Below are 18724 nucleotides of genomic sequence, written 5' to 3' on the forward strand. Positions count from 1 at the left end.
TGATTTTTATGACTAAAGATATTATTAACGTGATTCAAATTGATGAGGAACTTGATGCGGAGTATGAAGCTGCAAAAGTACTTCGTAAATATCCTAAAGACACTGTAATGTTAAACAACATTAAAGGTTATGACATTCCAGTAGTCTCTGGAATCTGTAATACAAGAGAAAAAATAGCCCAATCTCTTGGCTGCCAAGTTGATGAAATCCTATATAAGATAATTGATGGAATGAACAATCCAACTCCTGTAAGCAAGTTTATAGACTTGGTGGATGAATACGATAGCAAAAGAGTGGATTTAGGCAAGATTCCAATCCTTACCCATTACAAGCGTGACGGTGGAGCATACATTACTGCAGGTGTTGTATTTGCAAGAGACCCTGAAACAGGCATTCAAAATGCTTCAATCCATAGAATGTTAGTTCTTGAAAAGAACAAATTGGCTATCCGTATCGTGCCAAGAAACCTATATACCTACTTCCAAAAGGCAAAGGATTTGGGAAAGGATTTGGATATTTCAATAGCTATTGGAATGGAACCTGCTATTCTCCTTGCATGTACCACTTCAATACCAATAGATGCTGATGAGATGGAAGTGGCTAACAGATTTAAAAACGGCGAATTGGAGTTAGTTAACTGTAAAAATGGAATTAATGTGCCTGAAGCTGACATAATATTTGAAGGTAAGATATTGATTGATGAAACTGCTCCAGAAGGCCCATTCGTAGATTTAACAGACACTTATGATTATGTAAGGGAAGAACCTGTCATAAAACTCTCAAAAATGTATATTAAAAAGGAAAATCCAATGTACCATGCAATTTTGCCAGCTGGATTTGAACATAAATTACTTCAGGGCATGCCACAGGAACCAAGAATATTCAATGCCGTGAAAAATACTGTGCCTACTGTACAGAACGTGGTTCTTACAGAGGGAGGTTGCTGTTGGTTGCATGCAGCTGTTTCAATTAAAAAGCAAACTGAAGGTGATGGGAAAAATATCATAATGGCTGCACTTGCTGCACATCCATCATTGAAGCATGTGGTTGTGGTGGATGAAGATGTTGATATCTTTGACCCACAAGACATTGAATATGCAATAGCAACACGTGTAAAAGGTGATGATGATATAATCATTGTGCCTAAAGCAAGAGGTTCTTCATTAGATCCTAAAGCTTCTGAAATTGATGGAACAACCACTAAAGTAGGTGTAGATGCTACTAAATCAATTTTAGAGCCTGAAAAATTTGAGAGAGTTAGCTTTAGTGAATAAAGATGAAATAAATATTATTGATATTTTTTAGGTGATTTTATGGATAATGTGGGTATTATAGGAGCTGGAAGCCTAGGGACAGCTCTAGCTCAAATAGTAGCTCAAAATGCAGATAATGTATTTCTTTTTCTTAGAAGGGAAGAATTAGCTAATACAATTAATACAACCGGCATTAATAACGAATACTATCCCAATGTCAAATTGGAAAAAAATATAATTGCTACTGTCGATTATAATGATTTGAAAGGATGTAAAATAATATTTTTATCCATTCCTTCATCTGCATTTAGAACAACATTGTCTGAAATAAGAGATTATATAGATGAAGATGCAATTCTTGTCTCTACCGCAAAAGGTATTGAATATCCCTCATTGAAAACTATGGGAAACTTAATTGAAGAATACTTTAACGACGAATATGTTTCATTATCTGGACCTAACTTTGCATCAGAAATTGTTTTAAATCTTGCAACTGTTTCTAACATCGCATCAAAAAACAAAGAAAATGCTATGAAAGTAAAAGGGCTTTTATCAACCCCACAATTTAAAGTCAAGATTTTAGACGATGTTATTGGTCTTGAAATATGCGGGGTTGTAAAAAATATCAATGCAATAGCTAATGGAATATGTGAAGGAATGAACATTAATGAAAATGCAAGATATGCTGTTTTGACAAAAGGATTTGAAGAAACTAGAAAAATTATTGAAAGCGTTGGAGGAAATCCTTCTACATCAGGAGAGTACTGTGGATTTGGAGATCTTGTGCTGACTTCAACTTCAAGTGAAAGCAGAAACCATACACTTGGCATGTTATACGGCCAAAGGATAATTGTTGATGAGAAGGCTAGTGGAATTGTATTTGAAGGGAAAAACTCAATTATGGCCATAAAAGACATTTGTAAAAAAACTAATACAAAAAGCGTGATAGTTGACTTTGTATATGATATAATTGTTAATCAAATCCCTCCTAAAATAGCTTTCAAGGATTTATGGGAGAATATTGAGAATTAAAATCAACGGACTTGCATTGAATTGAAAAAATGAAAATGAGGCTTACTATCAATCATTTACTAAAAGAGGTTTTACTATGAAAAAAATTATTACCTATGGTACATTCGACATGTTTCACCAAGGACATTATAATATTTTGAAAAGAGCAAAAGATTATGGAGATTATCTAATTGTTGGTGTCACTGGAGAAAACTATGATATTGGAAGAGGAAAACTAAGCGTTCATGATACTCTTGCAACAAGAATTGAAAATGTAAAAAATACCGGATTGGTAGACGAAATCATAGTTGAAGAATATCTTGGACAGAAAATTGGAGACATCATCAAATATGACATAGATTCTTTTGTAATAGGAGATGATTGGGTTGGTAAATTCGATCATTTGTCTAGATATTGCAATATGGTCTATTTAGAAAGAACAAAAGGCATTTCAAGTACAAAACTTAGAGAAGAAACATTTGAAAAATATGACATAGGTATAATCACTGATGAAATAGATGATAATGAATTAGTGAAAGAAGCAAAATTGGTAAATGGATTTGAAGTGAAAAATGTTTATTGTGACAGTGAAAAGACCTTGAACGGTTTCCAGGAAAAGTACAACATTGAAAATGTTTTTGATGATTATGGTAAAATGATTGAAGCCTCAGATATTGTTTTCGTTCGTTGCAGCATTGAAAAAAGATTCAATTATATTCGCCAAGCATTAGAATCCGGAAAACATGTTATTTATGACTCCCCTGCAACATTTAAATCTAGTGAATTAGAGGAATTGCTAGATTTATCAAAAGAAAAAAACGTTATCCTCATGGAAAACATAAAAATGGTTCATATTTATGTATTTAACCAATTATTGTGGATGACACAAGGTGGTTTAATCGGAGATATCTTGAGTTTTAATTGTTCCATTTCAAAAAATGATGAAAGCCGTTCCAACTTATTCTATGATTTAAGTGCATTAAGTCTACTTCCTATGTTAAAAATCATGGGTCAAAACTATGAAAAAGCTGATTTCAAAGTTACAAAAGATGGTGAAGAAATTGAATTTGCTTCAATGAACTTTGTATACCCAAATGGAAGAGCTGTAATTAATGTAGGAAATGTAGTCCGTGTAGATAACCAATTAGAAATTATTGGAACAAAAGGAACTATCCGTATGAGAGGAAATTGGTGGAGAAGTAAAAACTTCAGTCTTCACAAGCCTGGAGAAATCGATGCGGAATTATATAATACAAACTTTGAAGGAAACGGATTTAAATATTTGATTAAAGCAATGTCAACTATGTTAAAAAATAATAGTATTGATTCAATGGGTGTATTTGAAGACGAATCCTTAAAAATTGTTGAAATTTTAGAACAGGTTAAAAAGACTGATGATAATACCTTATAATTCCTTAAAAATTGTTGAAAAAATAAAATAACTTAAAAAAACTGATGGTAATACCTTTTAATGAATCATTAGAATTATAAAAAATAAAGGAAATTTAAAAATTTAAATCATGACATTGATGATTGTTTAAATAGGAGAAATTATTGATGAATGCTTTACATGAAAACTTGTTTAAGCTCTTGATTGAGTTAGATGATATTTGCAGTGAAAATGATATCGATTATTGTCTAGCTGGAGGAACAGCATTAGGAGCAATTAGAAATCAATGCTTCCTACCATGGGATGATGATATAGATTTATACATTACACGGGATAATTGGATTAAATTACGTGATTTGGTTAGTGAAAATCCAGAAATATTACCTGAAAACAGAAATTTAGTATGTATAGAAAATGCTCCATATCATAGAAATCCAATTGTTCGTTATGTTGATACAACCAAAACAACAATTTATCCAGCACAATCAATATCTGCGAAAACATGTGGAGATCAAATTGAATTCTTTATATTAGATCCAATTCCAAATCCTGAAGATGGGCAGAAAGAGCATTTGAATCAAACGAGAGCATTTTTAGAAATTCTTTCACCTTACTTTATGGTTTGTAAAAGCCTTCCATTAGAAGAATATGCAGCCCATAGAGACTTAGTTTTAAGCTATTACAAAAAAATTGATAAAAAAGGGTATTCAGAAGTAATGGACAAATTATACGATGAATTATATAATTACCCTATAGAAAAAGCAGACACTCTCTGTTTACGTTGGGGTATTCGTACATTGCTTCATAAAACAAAATTTTATAGAGAAAAACGTTATGAGGAATTGGAAGGAAGAAAATTCCCAGTGGCTTATGAATTGGAACATGCATTACGGACAGATTATGGGGACACTTGGATGTATATTCCAGAGGGTGAAGGAAAATTATCCCATAATCCATTATTGGAGGATGCAAATCATCCTTTTGAAGATTTTACAAGCATTTATCTTAAATTCATAAATCAAGATAAAGTGGTTCATGCTTATGAAATGAATAAGCGCAATAACCTAAAATTATGGATTCCTAGAAGAAAAGTTGAACTGGAAAAAGCTAGAATGAAGGGAATCATTGCAAAAAATGAAATAAATAAAAAAATTGAATTCAATGATTATGACTTGAAACAGCTGATAAAAGATGAGGAATATAAAATATTGAATGATCTCTTTGCTGGTTATTATTCAATTCAATTAAATCAAAACTGTAGAAAATATAATTTTCTAATAGATATTGATAAAGAGCTGATTAAAATAGCTCTTCTAAATAAAATTAAGCAAGGGCAATACTATACAGCAAGGAATATAATAAATATTCTTGAAGTGAATTTCGAACTTGATGATGAGTTCAAGCATTTGAAAGAAATGTGTATATTTTTCAAAAAATTATCCATTGCAATCTATGACGATTATGATACTGATGCAATAGAAAACTTACTGAATGATGTTGTAGAGGATTGTGAAAACCTAGTTGATACATATAGAGCAAGATTATGGTTAAATATTAAAAAAGCAGAAAATAATACGGATTATGAAAAGGTTATCTCAAAAGGAAGTGAAATGCTAATAGACTATCCAAAAGATGGTGAGATAATGGCTTATATAGCTGAAGCGTATTATCATTTAGGTAATGTGGAAAAAGCAACAGAAATCTATGATGAAGCAGTACACCATACAAGAAATGGATTTGTTTGGCAATATGCAAAACGATATGTTGGTATTGATAGAATGGCGGAGGAGGAAATTGATGTTGACTAGACGAGAGATACAAATCAAATTACTTCGTAAACTCAATGAACTTTGTGAAAAAGCGGATGTTAAATATGTATTGCACGGTCATGGAGCGTTTCTAGCATATTTTGGAGAGCCAATTGAAAATTTAGCATCATTAGAAGTGATGATGTGTCAAGGAGATGCTGAAAAAGTAGCTGATTTGCTGGATGATGATGATTTCTATTTTGAAGATTTCAGAACAAATCCTAAGTTTGACAAACACTTTATGATGTTAGGATATAAAGACTCATTGGACTTGAAAAAAAAAGAAGTTGATTTTAGAAAGTCCAGACATATTGAAAACAATTGTATTCGTATCAATATTCGTTTTATAGAACATCCCGCTCGAAAAGGAACCGGTAAAAAACTGAAATTTAAACGTAGATTATGGAAACTCAGATATTTGGATTTGGAAACAAATCACCTATGGTATTTGAACTACAGCAAAAAAGCATTGAATGGATTTTATCATATTACTGGAAACAATCGTTCCATTAATAGAAGGTATAATGTTAAAAAAGAAAATTTTTCAATTTGGACATGGGATGAAATAAAAAATTATCCTCTTGTGAAAATTGCTGGAACAAAAGCTATAGAACCTAATTTGTTTGATGAAATAATCGAAAAAGATATTGAAGGCATTCCAGCATACATTTTTAAAGATTTCAATCGTTACGCTGAATTTTATTACGGAAAAGAATGGCGTGATAAAAAATGGAAAGGACCTACTGGATTTACAAGCAGCATAATTAATTGGGAAGAATTTTCAAATGATCCTGAAATCCAAGAGTCTTTAGATAAGATGCAAATACTTTATGAGGAAATTTATTCCAGAAGCCCAATAGCAAAAAGACATAAAACCGTTATCAGAGATATGAAAAGACATGTTAAGCAAAGTGGAAGAGTCATTCATACACGTGAAGAGTTTATTGGGCAAAAAGAAGAGATTTTAAAATTATATGCTAATAAAAACCTTGAAGAGTTGACTTTAATTTTAAATCCATTGATTGGAGCGCAAAAACATGGGATCCGTGTAGGATACACTTTTTCAGTTGATGAAGACATTGATGAAATCCTAGATTGGTATTTGAGAGAAACTGACAGAAAAGAATTAGCTGATAAAATTAAAAAACAGAGGATTGATATTTAATTTAATTATCTGATTAACTAATTTCCTAAATTAATTAATTATTAAAATTTAATTAATTAATAGCTAAAATTGAATAGAATTAATAAATTTAATAAAATAAGCAAGGGCATTAATCTGTAGGAGGAATTGTATGTATTATATAAATAAAAATGTGGAGGATTTATTTAGAATTTTTGATCAAAATTCAAGAGATGGATATATTCGTATGGACTTAAACGAAAATCCTGTTGGATTATCACAAGAGTTTATTGATGAAGTCCTTTCAAAAGTTACACCAGAGTTCGTTGCAAAATATCCTGAACAACTGGAATTCACTACAAAACTAGCAGAATTCATAGGTGTTGAAATAGAAAACATTTGTTTAGTGAATGGTTCCGCTGAAGGTATTCGTTATGTTATTCAAGCATATAGTAGACCTGGAGGAAAAGTCCTATCAGTCACCCCATCATATGCAATGTATGATGTCTACTGTGAAATGTATGGAAGAGAAAGTGTTCATGTTGAGTATGACGAAAATTTAAATATGGATGTTGATGATATCATCAATGCAATAAGCGATGATATTGATTTGGTGATCATATTAAACCCAAATAATCCAGTTGGCGATGTCTACTCCTATGAAGAAGCAGATAGAATATTAGAAGCTTGTAAAAAACATGAATGTACCTTATTGATTGATGAAGCATATTTCTACTTCTATCCAAATTCATTTATCAAATATGCATTAGAAAATGATCACGTATTATTAACAAGAACATTTTCAAAGGTATTTTCCTTAGCAGGTGGCCGTTTAGGATATGTTGTTGGTCAGCCAAAAGAAATAGCTACTGTACAAAAATTATGCACTCCTCATAATGTGAATGCATTTGGAATGTTATTTGCTCAATCAATTATGGAAAAAGAAGGTATGATTGATGAATTGGTAGAAAAGCAATTAACCGGTAAACAACATTTAATTGATACCTTAATTGAAAAAGGATATACTGTAAGTGCTAAGGAAGGAAACTTTATATTTATTAAACCAAAAAAAGTGGATGCTTCTGAAATCGTTGAAAGAATGAAAGAAGAAAAGAAAATTTTAATAAAAGTATACAAGGATGTTCCTGACTTAGGAGATTGCTTACGTGTTTCTATTGGAGAAAGTGAGGTTATGGACATATTCATTGAAGCATTAGAAGATATTGATCAATAAAAAGTATATACTTTAATTTACAATTCTATTTAGAAAATACAAGGATATTTACGATTAATTAAAAATAAATAATGTTAATATTAAATTAAAACTAAGTGAATTATTTTCTGTTAAATTAAAAAAAGGGATAAAAGGAATGATTTAAATGAAGATTTGTATTGTCGGAGCAGGTAATATTGGTTTAGTATTAGCTAGTACAATAGCTCTACTTAAAAAACATGAAGTTGTAATATACACTCATAAGGAATTTGATGTTTCTAAATTAGTATTTGAAGATGTTGAAAATGGAAAAAAATATACAAATCTTGATATTAAAATAGAAACTGATCTTAAAAAAGCTTTAGATAATGCAAGTTACGTATTCTGCACATATCCAGCATTCTTAAGAAAAGACTTTATTAAAGAAAGTAAGGAATTCTATCCAAAAGGATGTAAACTAGGTTTCTTGCCAGGATATGGTGGAGCAGAATATATGTGTAAAGAACTAGTTGAAGATGGCATTAGTGTATTTGGCTTACAGCGCGTTCCTTTTGTTGCAAGACAATCCAATAAGGAAATAGCTAGTTGCCTATCAAGAAAAACAAATTTATACCTTGCATCAATTCCTAAAAATAAATCAGAAGAAATTTGTAAAGAGATTGAGGAATTGATTTCCATTCCTACCATCCCATTGAATGAATACTTGGCAGTGACATTAGCTCCATCCAACCCATTATTACACTTATCAGGAGTATATAATGTATTTAAGGATTATAACGAGGGAGATTCATACGATAGACAATTAATGTTCTATGAAGAATGGAATGATGAAACTTCCAAATTATTGTTAAAATACGATGAAGAACTTCAAGAAATATGCAATCGTATGAAGCCATTAAACCTAGAAGAGGTAGTTTCATTAAAAATTTATTATGAATCACCTACTGCAGAGGCAATGACTAAAAAATTAAAAAGCATAAAAGCATTTGAAGTTGTTCAGGTCCCATTGATTGAAAAAGAAGGAAAATTCTATCCTGATTTCAATTCAAGAATGTTTTTAGAAGATTTCCCATATGGAATTGCAATTATTAAATACTTCGCAATATTAACTGATGTTGAAACTCCAGCAATAGACACCATTTTAAAATTCTATGAAGATAAGCAGGGAATTTGCTATTTCAATGAAGATGGCAGCCCTGGAAAAGACTTTGAAAACTCTGGAATTCCAGCAAATTACGGTTTAGATAGTTTAGAGTCCATTATAAATTATTATAGAATATAATTATTAAAAAAACAATATAATGTTAAATAAGAAATAAGAATATAAAAAATCTGTTTTAACATGACAGGAAGTATGAGAAATATCAAAAATAGTGATAAAATGATTGGTGTGATATTAGCAGCAGGAATGGGTACTAGACTAATGCCTCTAACTAAAGAAATTCCTAAAGCATTGCTTGAAATAAATGAAATGACATTGCTTGAGAGAATGATTAAAAACTGTATAAATGCAGATATAAAAAAATTTATTGTTGTTGTAGGATACAATAAAGAAAAAGTAATGGGTTTATGCCCCTTAATAGCTGAAAAGTATGATATAGAAATAAAAACTATTGTAAATGAAAAATATGATGTGACAAACACTTCCGTGTCAACTTATCTTGCCAGTAAATTCATTGAGGAAAATGATTTGGATGATTTTATTTTAGTAAATGGAGATAATGTTGTAGATCCGGAAATCATTTCTAAATTAGTTGCTTCTAAAAATACTGGAATGATAATAGACAATTTTAAAGAACTGAATGAAGAATCATTCAAACTTATAATCGATGATGAATCATTAAATGATGAGAAAACAATAGCTAATGGTAAAATTAATTCAATAGGCAAACAATTGGATATTCCATCATCCAGCGGAGAATTTATTGGAGTATCAAAAGTACTTTATGATGATGTGGCAGAATTCAATAGAATTTTAGAGGGATTAATAGAAGATGATCCTCAAAACTATTATGATTTTGCATATAAAGATTTAAGCATTATTAAAACAATTGATTTTGTTTTAACAAATGGTTTAAAATGGACTGAAATAGATGACCATAACGACTGGAAAAATGCCAAGGCACTAATAAAAGAATTAGAAGGATAATAAGGATATAAGGGATAATATGGCCGTAATAATTAATAAAATAAAAAAAATTGTTTTAAATATAGGCAAACATTTAGTCAGAGGACTATACATTATCGGATCATATATTATTCCTGTTAATGATAAGATTATTCTCTTTGAATCAAGTAATGGCCGAAATTTTACTGGAAATCCTAAATCCATCTATGAAGAAATATTAAATCAGGGATTAGACAAGGAATTCAAATGTGTATGGGTATTTACAGATACAAATACTAAAACAAATGGAAATCCAATAAAAGTTAAAAAATCATTTTTTAAATTTCTATATTACACCCTTAGAAGCGGAACTTGGGTTTTCGATTCAAGGCATTTATACTACCTTAGGAAAAATAAGAAAACAAAGTATATTCAAACATGGCATGGAACACCCCTTAAAAAACTAGCATTGGACATGGATTACATAGATATGAGCGGCAATCAAGACATAAGCCAGTACCATGATGACTTTAAGAAAAATACTGCATTGTGGGAGTATCTGATTTCACAAAACAGCTATTCCTCTGAGATTTTCAAAAGAGCTTTCGATTTTAAGGGTGAGATGCTGGAAATTGGATATCCGCGTAATGACATTCTAATAAACAAAAACAAGCCGGAAGACATTGAGGAGATAAAAACCAGATTGAATATTCCTAAAGATAAAAAGATTATTCTTTATGCTCCTACCTGGAGAGACAATGAGTATTATGCAAAAGGAGAATACAAATTCGCTACAGAAATGGATTTCGACAAAATGTATAAGGAATTGAAGGATGATTACATTTTAATCGTTAAATTCCATTATTTAGTAAAAGAAAACATTGATTGGAGCAAATATGATGATTTTGTAATTGAATGCGATGCTGATTGGGATATTCAGGAATTATACTTGATTTCAGATATGATGATAACAGATTACTCATCAGTGATGTTTGATTATTCCATTTTAAAAAGGCCTATGATATTCTTCACATATGACTTGGAAAATTATAAAAACAATTTAAGAGATTTCTATTTCGATATGGTTGCAGAAGTCCCCGGGCCTATATGCGAAACCAATGATGAAATGATTGATTTCATAAAAAATTACACCGAAGAGGATTATGCATCAGAATTCGGTGAAAAATATAAGAAATGGAATGAAAAGTTCAATCCATTTGACGATGGAAACGCATCTAAAAAGATCATTGAATTAATTAGAACTAAAAAATAAACCTAAAAAAATAAATCAAGAATAAAATTTATTAAAACTAAAAAAAAATAAATTTAAAAAAATTATTCAAAAATTAAATTTATTAAAACTAAAAAAAAATAAATTTAAAAAAATTATTCAAAAATTAAATTGATTTTATGGCCACAATTAATGCAATGGCCATCCTTTATTCTATTTTTATCGCTGTTGCAATATCTTTCCCTTGCTATCAAAAGCTCACCGCAATTAGGGCAATAGGTATTGTTGTCAGCAGGCATGTTTCCCAAATAAACATATTCCATTCCCATATCAATGGCTATTTCCTTAGCTCTTAAAAGATAATCTATTTTCGTTGGACTCTCATCGCTCATCTTATGCATTGGGAAAAACCTTGAAAAGTGAATGGGAACCTCTTCTCCCAATTCCTCCAATATGAAATTGCAGATTGATCTTATGTGGTCCTCATCTGTATTCAAGTCATTGATCAAAAGAGTGGTTATTTCCAAATGAGTACCATATTTATTTTTCGCCTCATAAATGATTTTTAGATTGTCAAGAACAATGCCCAATTTACCGCCGCAAATTTCCCTATAGAGCCTGTCATCAAAGAACTTCAAGTCAATGTTAAAGGCATCGATAAATTTCACTGTTTCCTCTAATGATTCCTCACTCATATACCCATTTGAAACATATGCATTTTTAAGATTTTCTCTATGTGAAATCAAAGAGGTTTCACGGGCGAAGTCAAAGTATAGCGTAGGTTCATTATAGGTCCAAGAAATCGATAGGCAATTGTCATTAATAGCATTTTTAACGATGGTTTCTGGTAGTATTTGAGTTGAGTTGAATTCATCATAAGAATTCATTGAAAGCATATAGTTCTGACAGTTCAAACATGAGAAATTACACCCAAAACCACCTATTGAGTATGTTGAAGAGCCTGGCAAGAAGTGATACAAAGGCTTCTTTTCAATAGGATCTGTATGGCATGAAGCCATTCTATGATAATTTAAAGAATATAATTTTCCATCGATGTTTTTTTGAGTGTTGCAGAATCCTAAACCTTCATTGGATATCTTACACATCCTTCCGCATAGATTGCATTTGACTGGTTTTTCACTTGACGAATTCCCTTCATATAATTTAGTGTAAAAGCTGGATTCCTTCATCATAAAAACACCTGAGATAATTGTTTAGAAATTATAATGATTGATATAAATTCAATTAATCAAACTAGGTTAAGCATTGTCTATTTGAGATGTTGATAACCTCTTGAGCTTATTTTTTGAATTTGACCATTTGAGAGTAGTATTTCAACTGTATTATTGTCAGTGATTTCACCTATAGCATAATAATGCATTTCTCTTGACAATTGATCATCTAATTCTTTGTTTATAGTAAACAAAAATTCAAAATCCTCTCCTACATGCAGGAATAGGTCAAGGTAATTCAAGCCTAAAATATCAGCTATTTCCTTGAATTCATCCTCAACAGGAAGCTTTTCCTCATAGATTCTTATTCCTTTGGAATAGGAATTTGATGAAATGCTGTCATTAAGCTTAATATACTTCTTGTCAGAATTCAATATTTCATAAAATTCGCTTGCAAGGCCATCTGTAATGTCTGTTGCAGATATTCTGTTGTTGGCTGTATTATGTTCCCTTAAAATATGGCCTTCATCATATTTCGCTTCTGGCTTTAATGCCTTTAGAAGAGCCAAATCAATGATTGTAGAATCTATTTCCTTGATTTCATCGGTCTTTTCCTGATATAGATTCGGATCTTTTTCCTTAAGAGACAATAATTCAAATCCAATTGCAGCATATCCCAATTCATCGCTTATGCAAACCAAATCTCCCTTTTCAAATCCGTATTTCATCAATGCCTTGTCCTTGTCAACCTGGCCAATGGCTGTTCCTGAGATTATTATTTCATTTGCCTCATTGGTGTCGCCCCCTATGAGGGGATTGTTATAATTGTCACAGGCCCTAATGACCCCACATATCAAATCGTCAAAGTCATCAAGCAGCATATCCTTTGGAATGGCTATGTTCAATAGAAATCCAATATTCTCTGCACCCATGCTTGCAAGGTCGCTTACATTAACCACTACTGATTTGTATCCCATCTGAAAATAAGTCATGCCTTTTGGGAAGTGGCTTGATTGAATAAGCATGTCTGTAGAAGTGACCAAATAGCTATTGTCATCCATATTTACGTTTGTAAGTGCAGAGTCATCTCCAATTGATGTTGCGAAATTGGAAAAATCAATGTCATTGCCAAATCCGCAAGAGGAACAGGATTTGGATTTTTCTATGATTCTTTCAATAAGGCCTTTCTCACCAATTTCAGAGACTTTGATTTGGCTTGATTTCATATGAAATTATTTGATTTTTTTAATATAAAAAATATTCTTAAATAAAAAATTAAAAAAAAGAGTAAAATAATCTTAGGATAATAGGATTCAATTAGAAAATCATTGATTTGAACTGTTTTTTCATGCATATGCACAAATCGTCTCCTTCAAAGATACCGAAATTATTAACTATCTCATAATCCAATTTCCTATATAGATTGATGGCTGCTTCGTTGTCACGGCCTGTTTCGATAACAGAGTACTTGAAATTCTCTTCCATTGCCAGTTTTTCAAGCTGCTTTATAAGCTTGTATGCAATCCCTTTTCTTCTGTATCTCTTTTTGACATACACCCTTCTGATTTCAATTGTATCCTTGTCAATCAATCTGAAGCTGGCACAAGCAATCGGCTTTCCCCAATTCAAGGCAAGAATTACAATATGGGGATCTGTCAAGGCATTGTAGTCTAAGTACCTTTCAACTACATCTCCAAGCTTGAAAAAGTATTCATTGTCCAACTGCCTTGTAAGTTCAATGAACCTTTCATCCTTTTCATTTGTAATGACTGATTCCATATTATCACTTCATTCATTTCTTTAGCTCTGTAGTGTTTCCTACCTTTGCAAGCTCATGCTCCCAAACTCCAGGGTTTTCCATTACGAACTTTTCAAATAGCTCCTTGCATCTTGAATCGTTTAAAACGATGATTTCTACATCATTGTCCTTCAAGAGACTTTCAGCACCCATCAAGGTTGTGTTGTCACCTATTACCACTGTTGGAATATTGTATAGGAGTACAGCTCCAGAACACATTGGACAAGGTGAAAGGGTTGTATAAAGGATGCATTTTCTATAATCCTCATAATTAAGGCCCTTTGCATTTTCAATTGCATCCATTTCACCATGAAGAATCACTGAATTGTTTTGAATAAGCTTATTATGGCCTCTTGATATTATTTCATTATCCTTTACAAGGACTGCACCAATAGGTATTCCACCTTCTGAAAATGATATTTCGGCCTCCTTGATTGCTTCATCCATAAATTTCTTATGCATAAAATACCCCATAATCGAGTTTGTTATTTTTAATATTATATTTAAAAAAAGACTAATAATAATTTTACTAAACAAGAATAGAAATTAAAAAAAGATAAAAAAGACAAGAGTATTGAAAACAATACAGCATGTTAAAAAAAAAAGAAAATAAGGAATTAGAAACGATTATTCTAATGCCTCTTTAACTATGTCTTCAAGGATTTCAATTAGGATGTCATCATCACAGATTGGGTCTGGGTATAATATTTCCCCATCAAATTCCATTTTGACATCATCATGTCCATGATGATGGTGATGATGTCCATGAGAATGACTATGGCCATGATCATGGTCGTGGTCATGACTGTGTTCATGGTCATGGGAGTGAGAATGTCCATGGTCGTGATGATGGTGATGGTGATGGCCAGTTCCATCATCTTCTATGAATCCTAAAATAGTTGGAATGTCCCTTGTAGTATGTGCTCCAGGAGCAATGAATACAGGAACGACAACCAATCGGTCAACTTCATTTTCGCTTACAAGCTTATTTATTGAAGTTGGAATGTTAGGGTCTACAAGTTCCATGAATCCAAAGTCACATGGATATTCAGTTTGAGCTTCAAATTGTCCGAAAAGGTCTGTGATAAATTCCTTGCTGTAATTCAATCTGCTTCCGTGTACAACTAGCAATACTCCGGTTTTTGCATCTGCGTCAAGCTCTGATTCTTCAAGTGCACCGCTTATTTTATTGTTGATTATTTTTAATAGCTTTGGATTAGGGCCTATAGGACCGAGCAAATCAATTTCTCCATCGAAATCAACCTCTTCAAGGCCGTATAAATAATGTCCTTCAGGATAGATTCCATCCGGTTGTCTTGGATCTGTTTCCTTAGTTTCAAGACCAAGTATGATTGGTATGTCAATGTTAGTGTGAATTCCAGCAGCTAAAAATACTGGAGTAGCTATAATGCGTTTTAAGTTAGGATTGCGTTCTTTTAAAATGTTAATGGCTTCAGGTAAGTTTGGACGAGCCACTTTCATGTATCCTACTTCAGCATCAAATTCTGTCTTTGCCTTAAACTTAGCGCATATCTTTTTAAAAACTTCCTCTGCATAGGGAAGAGTACTTCCATGGCTTAACAATAATACAGCAGTGTCTTCATTACTCATAATATCACAGTTTTACGTATTTTTAAACACATATCTAAATAAATTTTAATCTTTGATAATAATAAGAAAGTATTACTTTATAATAATAATTTGAAAAAAAGTATTACTCAAGGTTTATAAAAAAATAAATAGCTAAAAAGCTATTTAAAAAATTATTTTACAATTTTAAATTTGAATCCGTATGAAATTACACCATCAGGGCCGTCTTCACGGATTTTTCTAAAGACCATTTCTACAGGGTCTCCGATTTGAATATCATCAACATCTGCGTCAACGATTTGTGCAGTTACTTTAGCACCTTCTTCAAGTTCAATGATAGCTACAGCATAAGGAGCTATTTTCTTGAAGTCAGAAGTAGGTGTTCTAATTACAGAATAGGTAAATATTTTTCCTTTTCCTGAAAATTGGATATCTTCAATGTTTCCTTTTCTTCTACAATCAGGACAGATTACTCTTTGTGGGAAAAACACTTGACCACAAGTAGTACATTTGGATCCAACAAGGTTATATCTTTGTTGGATATGACGCCAGGTTCTTACAGTATCAGACATTAAATTCCTCCTAATATAATAAGCATGATAAAAATGATTAATTTTTTTCTTTTAATTTTTCATAAGTAGTTTTTAAATATTTATTAATTTTTTAGTTAATAAATATTATCTTTATAATAACATTAATCTATTTATAATTCATCTATAATAAAGTTTTAAGTTAATGGCTATTCTTTACCAAATAAAGTTTAAAGTAATCCTTAATTGCAACAACAGTGAAAAATTACAATGAAAAAGTAATTTACACTCTTTTTATTAAATTATAATGATTTAAAAAGATTAAAATTAAAATTGAGTAATATTTAAATATTATTTTTAATAATAAAGCAATCAATGAAGTTTAACAATAAAAATAATGAAAATACAAATGATATTGAAAATGATTCGATTAGAAAAGATTTTTTAGAGGATAATGATGGAAATTTATCAATCATAGTCACTAGTCTACTTCTAATCGGCTTTTTGATATTGTCTATAATCATTTTAAACACTGCAATTAGTCAAGAGAATGAAAATAAAGAGGTCGTATCATCCAATAATTACCAATATATTCTTGATGACTACATAAGAAACCTTCCACTTATTGAACATGAGGCAATGGAAGACTTAAGTGAAGAGGTTATAAAGAACAAAAGGCCATGTTTAGATTCCAAAAGCGATTTGAAGAAAATCATTGATGAAAAGCTAAGTGTAAAGAACCAGGAATACTATGATAACTACCATATGCAAATCAATTCATCATTGATAGCTATTGAAAACACATCAAATCCATTCTCATACAAGTTCAAGACTCATATTTTTAGTGTGAAAGGAGACTATTCATTTGAAAGGATTGTATCATCTGATGTTGATTGCATTGGTTTAAAGGATCCCGTTCCCCTTCTTTATTTGAAAAGCTATTACGGCCTTTCCTACAATGAAACCTCTTACAGCTATGCTAATTCATTATCTGATTTTTTAAGGGAAAATGGTGTTGAAAATCACTCTTACTATATCAATTCCAGCTCTCCACTGATTATAAGGAAATGTCCATATGACCCTTACAAGCATCATGGAGATGACAAAGGAAGGATTATGAAAAACTGCAGGGACAATGGATATTATCACGAAAGCAGGGATGGAGCATGTTACCTATGCAGGCTTGAAGGGAAAAGCGGATGTGAGCATTACGGTTTTGAAACATTTATAAATCCTCAAAAGACTAATGAAACAGACCGTGTGTCAGCATGCGGATCTGACCATGTAATATTCAGTGATGACATTTATCCAGGAGTTGAAGTCATCTACAATAGTGAAAATGGATTGAATGAGATTCTCTATCTTGACCCTCATGGCCATAAGGTCAAGTATGGAATGGGTGGCTTTTAGGGGTTTCGATATGATGAAAGATTTAATCAAAGACCAATATGGCCTTCTATACTCCAGTGAACTGCTTCTATCTATCATACTGCTTATTTTCATAATAGGAGTGGTAGCTAATTTAAGCGATGGCCTAAATGAAAAAATGCTAAGTGAGGAAGAGATTTTATCACTTGAAAGAATTGCAATCGAATCGTCTGATTATCTTTTGAATAATCCTGGAAATCCTGAAAATTGGCAAGAGGATGTTGGGTCGGATAATGGGATGGTGTCAAAAAAGATTATTCCAGGTCTTGCAATCAAGAATAAAAATGTGGAAAATAGTGAATTCTACAGTGAAAGTGCAAGTGATGAAATGATAATGTCAAATGCAATTTCCTATAATAAGCTCATTAAGATAAAAAACAATTACGATTCACTTGTCGATGGAAATCTCTTTAATGATAGTGTCAGAAGTTCAATGGCCATTTATCCTTTAAATAGTGAAATAAAGCCTATTGAAATGGGATACAATTTTGATGATGAAGATGATAATGTCAATGATAATGAGATTGTGACAGTGAATAGAACAGTTAAATGTGATTTTTATTCAAACTTTGTAGTCTATAATTTCAATGACCTTGAACTGTATGGAGATGATTACAATAAAGATATGTTTTGTAATCATGACAGTAATCCTAATTTAACTAATCATTCAAATGAAGGAAAATCTCTATGGCTATGTAAAAACTTTAGAGTCTATAAAGAATCATTGGATGAATATAACTATTATCTGATAAGCGATGAATCTGTTAAAAACACTGGCACTTATTGGATTTTAGAGAGTCTAAATAGAACAAATGAAAATAAGGAAATACTAAATCAGGAAGTCATTGACTTAAATCCATTCCTTATGGAAGATTTGGAAAATTCCTCAGAGAATATTTATTCTATACACTTCAATGTTTTAAAAAATAGGATTGATGACTTTAAAACAGTTTTAGTAGCCATTCCAAAGAACATGACAGATGTTTTAATATCTAATGATGAGATGAACTATGATTACTTTAGAGTTCAAGATGTGAATTTCATATTAAAAGCAGGGTATAAATAGAATT

At 31.4% G+C, this 18724-nt stretch carries 17 protein-coding genes; 11 read left to right on the forward strand and 6 right to left on the reverse strand.

Features of this window, described 5'->3' with window-relative positions; genetic code table 11:
- Positions 1-8 precede the first annotated feature (8 nt).
- The 9 genes from ACJMLB_RS03645 (at position 9) to ACJMLB_RS03685 (ending at position 11178) form a co-directional block, all read left to right on the forward strand.
- Entirely contained in the window at positions 9-1274 is a 1266-nt protein-coding gene (locus ACJMLB_RS03645) for a UbiD family decarboxylase (RefSeq protein WP_405323762.1), read from the forward strand.
- 39 nt (positions 1275-1313) lie between these two features.
- Positions 1314-2285, forward strand: coding sequence for an NAD(P)H-dependent glycerol-3-phosphate dehydrogenase (locus ACJMLB_RS03650; protein ID WP_405323764.1), 972 nt, complete (start codon positions 1314-1316; stop codon positions 2283-2285).
- Between the two features lie 76 nt (positions 2286-2361).
- The gene (locus ACJMLB_RS03655; protein WP_405323766.1) at positions 2362-3675 is read left to right on the forward strand and encodes an adenylyltransferase/cytidyltransferase family protein; all 1314 of its coding nucleotides are present in this window, start codon (positions 2362-2364) and stop codon (positions 3673-3675) included.
- A gap of 146 nt (positions 3676-3821) precedes the next feature.
- A complete protein-coding gene (locus tag ACJMLB_RS03660) occupies positions 3822-5462 on the forward strand; it encodes a LicD family protein (protein WP_405323768.1) in 1641 nt (546 codons plus the stop codon).
- A complete protein-coding gene (locus ACJMLB_RS03665; RefSeq protein WP_405323770.1) occupies positions 5452-6627 on the forward strand; it encodes a hypothetical protein in 1176 nt (391 codons plus the stop codon). Before ACJMLB_RS03660 ends, ACJMLB_RS03665 begins: the two co-directional genes overlap by 11 nt.
- A gap of 130 nt (positions 6628-6757) precedes the next feature.
- Positions 6758-7819 (forward strand): histidinol-phosphate transaminase, encoded by a 1062-nt coding sequence (locus ACJMLB_RS03670; protein ID WP_295608430.1) that lies wholly within the window; start codon positions 6758-6760, stop codon positions 7817-7819.
- Between the two features lie 145 nt (positions 7820-7964).
- Positions 7965-9080 (forward strand): NAD/NADP octopine/nopaline dehydrogenase family protein, encoded by a 1116-nt coding sequence (locus ACJMLB_RS03675; protein WP_405323772.1) that lies wholly within the window; start codon positions 7965-7967, stop codon positions 9078-9080.
- 60 nt (positions 9081-9140) lie between these two features.
- Entirely contained in the window at positions 9141-9947 is an 807-nt protein-coding gene (locus ACJMLB_RS03680; RefSeq protein WP_405323774.1) for a sugar phosphate nucleotidyltransferase, read from the forward strand.
- A gap of 19 nt (positions 9948-9966) precedes the next feature.
- Positions 9967-11178, forward strand: coding sequence for a CDP-glycerol glycerophosphotransferase family protein (locus tag ACJMLB_RS03685; protein ID WP_405323776.1), 1212 nt, complete (start codon positions 9967-9969; stop codon positions 11176-11178).
- A gap of 113 nt (positions 11179-11291) precedes the next feature.
- Here the strand turns inward: ACJMLB_RS03685 and amrS are convergent, their stop codons facing one another.
- The 6 genes from amrS to ACJMLB_RS03715 all read right to left on the reverse strand — a co-directional run bounded on the left by amrS (position 11292) and on the right by ACJMLB_RS03715 (position 16268).
- The gene (gene amrS / locus ACJMLB_RS03690; RefSeq protein ID WP_405323778.1) at positions 11292-12329 is read right to left on the reverse strand and encodes an AmmeMemoRadiSam system radical SAM enzyme; all 1038 of its coding nucleotides are present in this window, start codon (positions 12327-12329) and stop codon (positions 11292-11294) included.
- A 77-nt stretch (positions 12330-12406) separates the two neighbouring features.
- Entirely contained in the window at positions 12407-13534 is a 1128-nt protein-coding gene (thiL, locus tag ACJMLB_RS03695; protein WP_405323780.1) for a thiamine-phosphate kinase, read from the reverse strand.
- Positions 13535-13625: 91 nt separating this feature from the next.
- Complete coding sequence (locus ACJMLB_RS03700; protein WP_292607534.1) at positions 13626-14087, reverse strand: GNAT family N-acetyltransferase; 462 nt, start codon at positions 14085-14087, stop codon at positions 13626-13628.
- 13 nt (positions 14088-14100) lie between these two features.
- A complete protein-coding gene (locus ACJMLB_RS03705; RefSeq protein ID WP_405323782.1) occupies positions 14101-14568 on the reverse strand; it encodes a nucleoside deaminase in 468 nt (155 codons plus the stop codon).
- A gap of 165 nt (positions 14569-14733) precedes the next feature.
- Positions 14734-15717 carry a sirohydrochlorin nickelochelatase gene (gene cfbA / locus ACJMLB_RS03710; protein WP_405323784.1) on the reverse strand — a complete coding sequence of 328 codons (984 nt, stop codon included), beginning with the start codon at positions 15715-15717 and terminating at the stop codon, positions 14734-14736.
- Positions 15718-15869: 152 nt separating this feature from the next.
- On the reverse strand, positions 15870-16268 hold the full coding sequence (locus ACJMLB_RS03715; protein ID WP_292776890.1) for a Zn-ribbon domain-containing OB-fold protein: 399 nt from the start codon (positions 16266-16268) through the stop codon (positions 15870-15872).
- A gap of 333 nt (positions 16269-16601) precedes the next feature.
- On the opposite strand from ACJMLB_RS03715, the gene ACJMLB_RS03720 reads away from it, so the two are divergent.
- Together ACJMLB_RS03720 and ACJMLB_RS03725 are read left to right on the forward strand one after the other, a co-directional pair.
- The gene (locus tag ACJMLB_RS03720; protein WP_405323786.1) at positions 16602-17636 is read left to right on the forward strand and encodes a hypothetical protein; all 1035 of its coding nucleotides are present in this window, start codon (positions 16602-16604) and stop codon (positions 17634-17636) included.
- Between the two features lie 10 nt (positions 17637-17646).
- Positions 17647-18720 (forward strand): hypothetical protein, encoded by a 1074-nt coding sequence (locus ACJMLB_RS03725; protein WP_405323788.1) that lies wholly within the window; start codon positions 17647-17649, stop codon positions 18718-18720.
- Positions 18721-18724 lie beyond the last annotated feature (4 nt).

It is taken from the genome of Methanobrevibacter sp., from assembly GCF_045114555.1.
Classification (GTDB): domain Archaea; phylum Methanobacteriota; class Methanobacteria; order Methanobacteriales; family Methanobacteriaceae; genus Methanobrevibacter.

What these genes read in the sequence shown, in the direction of transcription:
- cfbA (WP_405323784.1), bottom strand. Translation starts at nt 15,717, where the DNA reads ATGAGTAATGAAGACACTGCTGTATTATTGTTAAGCCATGGAAGTACT.
- ACJMLB_RS03685 (WP_405323776.1), top strand. Translation starts at nt 9,967, where the DNA reads ATGGCCGTAATAATTAATAAAATAAAAAAAATTGTTTTAAATATAGGC.
- thiL (WP_405323780.1), bottom strand. Translation starts at nt 13,534, where the DNA reads ATGAAATCAAGCCAAATCAAAGTCTCTGAAATTGGTGAGAAAGGCCTT.
- ACJMLB_RS03715 (WP_292776890.1), bottom strand. Translation starts at nt 16,268, where the DNA reads ATGTCTGATACTGTAAGAACCTGGCGTCATATCCAACAAAGATATAAC.
- ACJMLB_RS03720 (WP_405323786.1), top strand. Translation starts at nt 16,602, where the DNA reads ATGAAGTTTAACAATAAAAATAATGAAAATACAAATGATATTGAAAAT.
- ACJMLB_RS03670 (WP_295608430.1), top strand. Translation starts at nt 6,758, where the DNA reads ATGTATTATATAAATAAAAATGTGGAGGATTTATTTAGAATTTTTGAT.
- ACJMLB_RS03725 (WP_405323788.1), top strand. Translation starts at nt 17,647, where the DNA reads ATGATGAAAGATTTAATCAAAGACCAATATGGCCTTCTATACTCCAGT.
- ACJMLB_RS03675 (WP_405323772.1), top strand. Translation starts at nt 7,965, where the DNA reads ATGAAGATTTGTATTGTCGGAGCAGGTAATATTGGTTTAGTATTAGCT.
- ACJMLB_RS03655 (WP_405323766.1), top strand. Translation starts at nt 2,362, where the DNA reads ATGAAAAAAATTATTACCTATGGTACATTCGACATGTTTCACCAAGGA.
- amrS (WP_405323778.1), bottom strand. Translation starts at nt 12,329, where the DNA reads ATGATGAAGGAATCCAGCTTTTACACTAAATTATATGAAGGGAATTCG.
- ACJMLB_RS03705 (WP_405323782.1), bottom strand. Translation starts at nt 14,568, where the DNA reads ATGCATAAGAAATTTATGGATGAAGCAATCAAGGAGGCCGAAATATCA.
- ACJMLB_RS03700 (WP_292607534.1), bottom strand. Translation starts at nt 14,087, where the DNA reads ATGGAATCAGTCATTACAAATGAAAAGGATGAAAGGTTCATTGAACTT.
- ACJMLB_RS03650 (WP_405323764.1), top strand. Translation starts at nt 1,314, where the DNA reads ATGGATAATGTGGGTATTATAGGAGCTGGAAGCCTAGGGACAGCTCTA.
- ACJMLB_RS03660 (WP_405323768.1), top strand. Translation starts at nt 3,822, where the DNA reads ATGAATGCTTTACATGAAAACTTGTTTAAGCTCTTGATTGAGTTAGAT.
- ACJMLB_RS03645 (WP_405323762.1), top strand. Translation starts at nt 9, where the DNA reads ATGACTAAAGATATTATTAACGTGATTCAAATTGATGAGGAACTTGAT.
- ACJMLB_RS03680 (WP_405323774.1), top strand. Translation starts at nt 9,141, where the DNA reads ATGACAGGAAGTATGAGAAATATCAAAAATAGTGATAAAATGATTGGT.
- ACJMLB_RS03665 (WP_405323770.1), top strand. Translation starts at nt 5,452, where the DNA reads ATGTTGACTAGACGAGAGATACAAATCAAATTACTTCGTAAACTCAAT.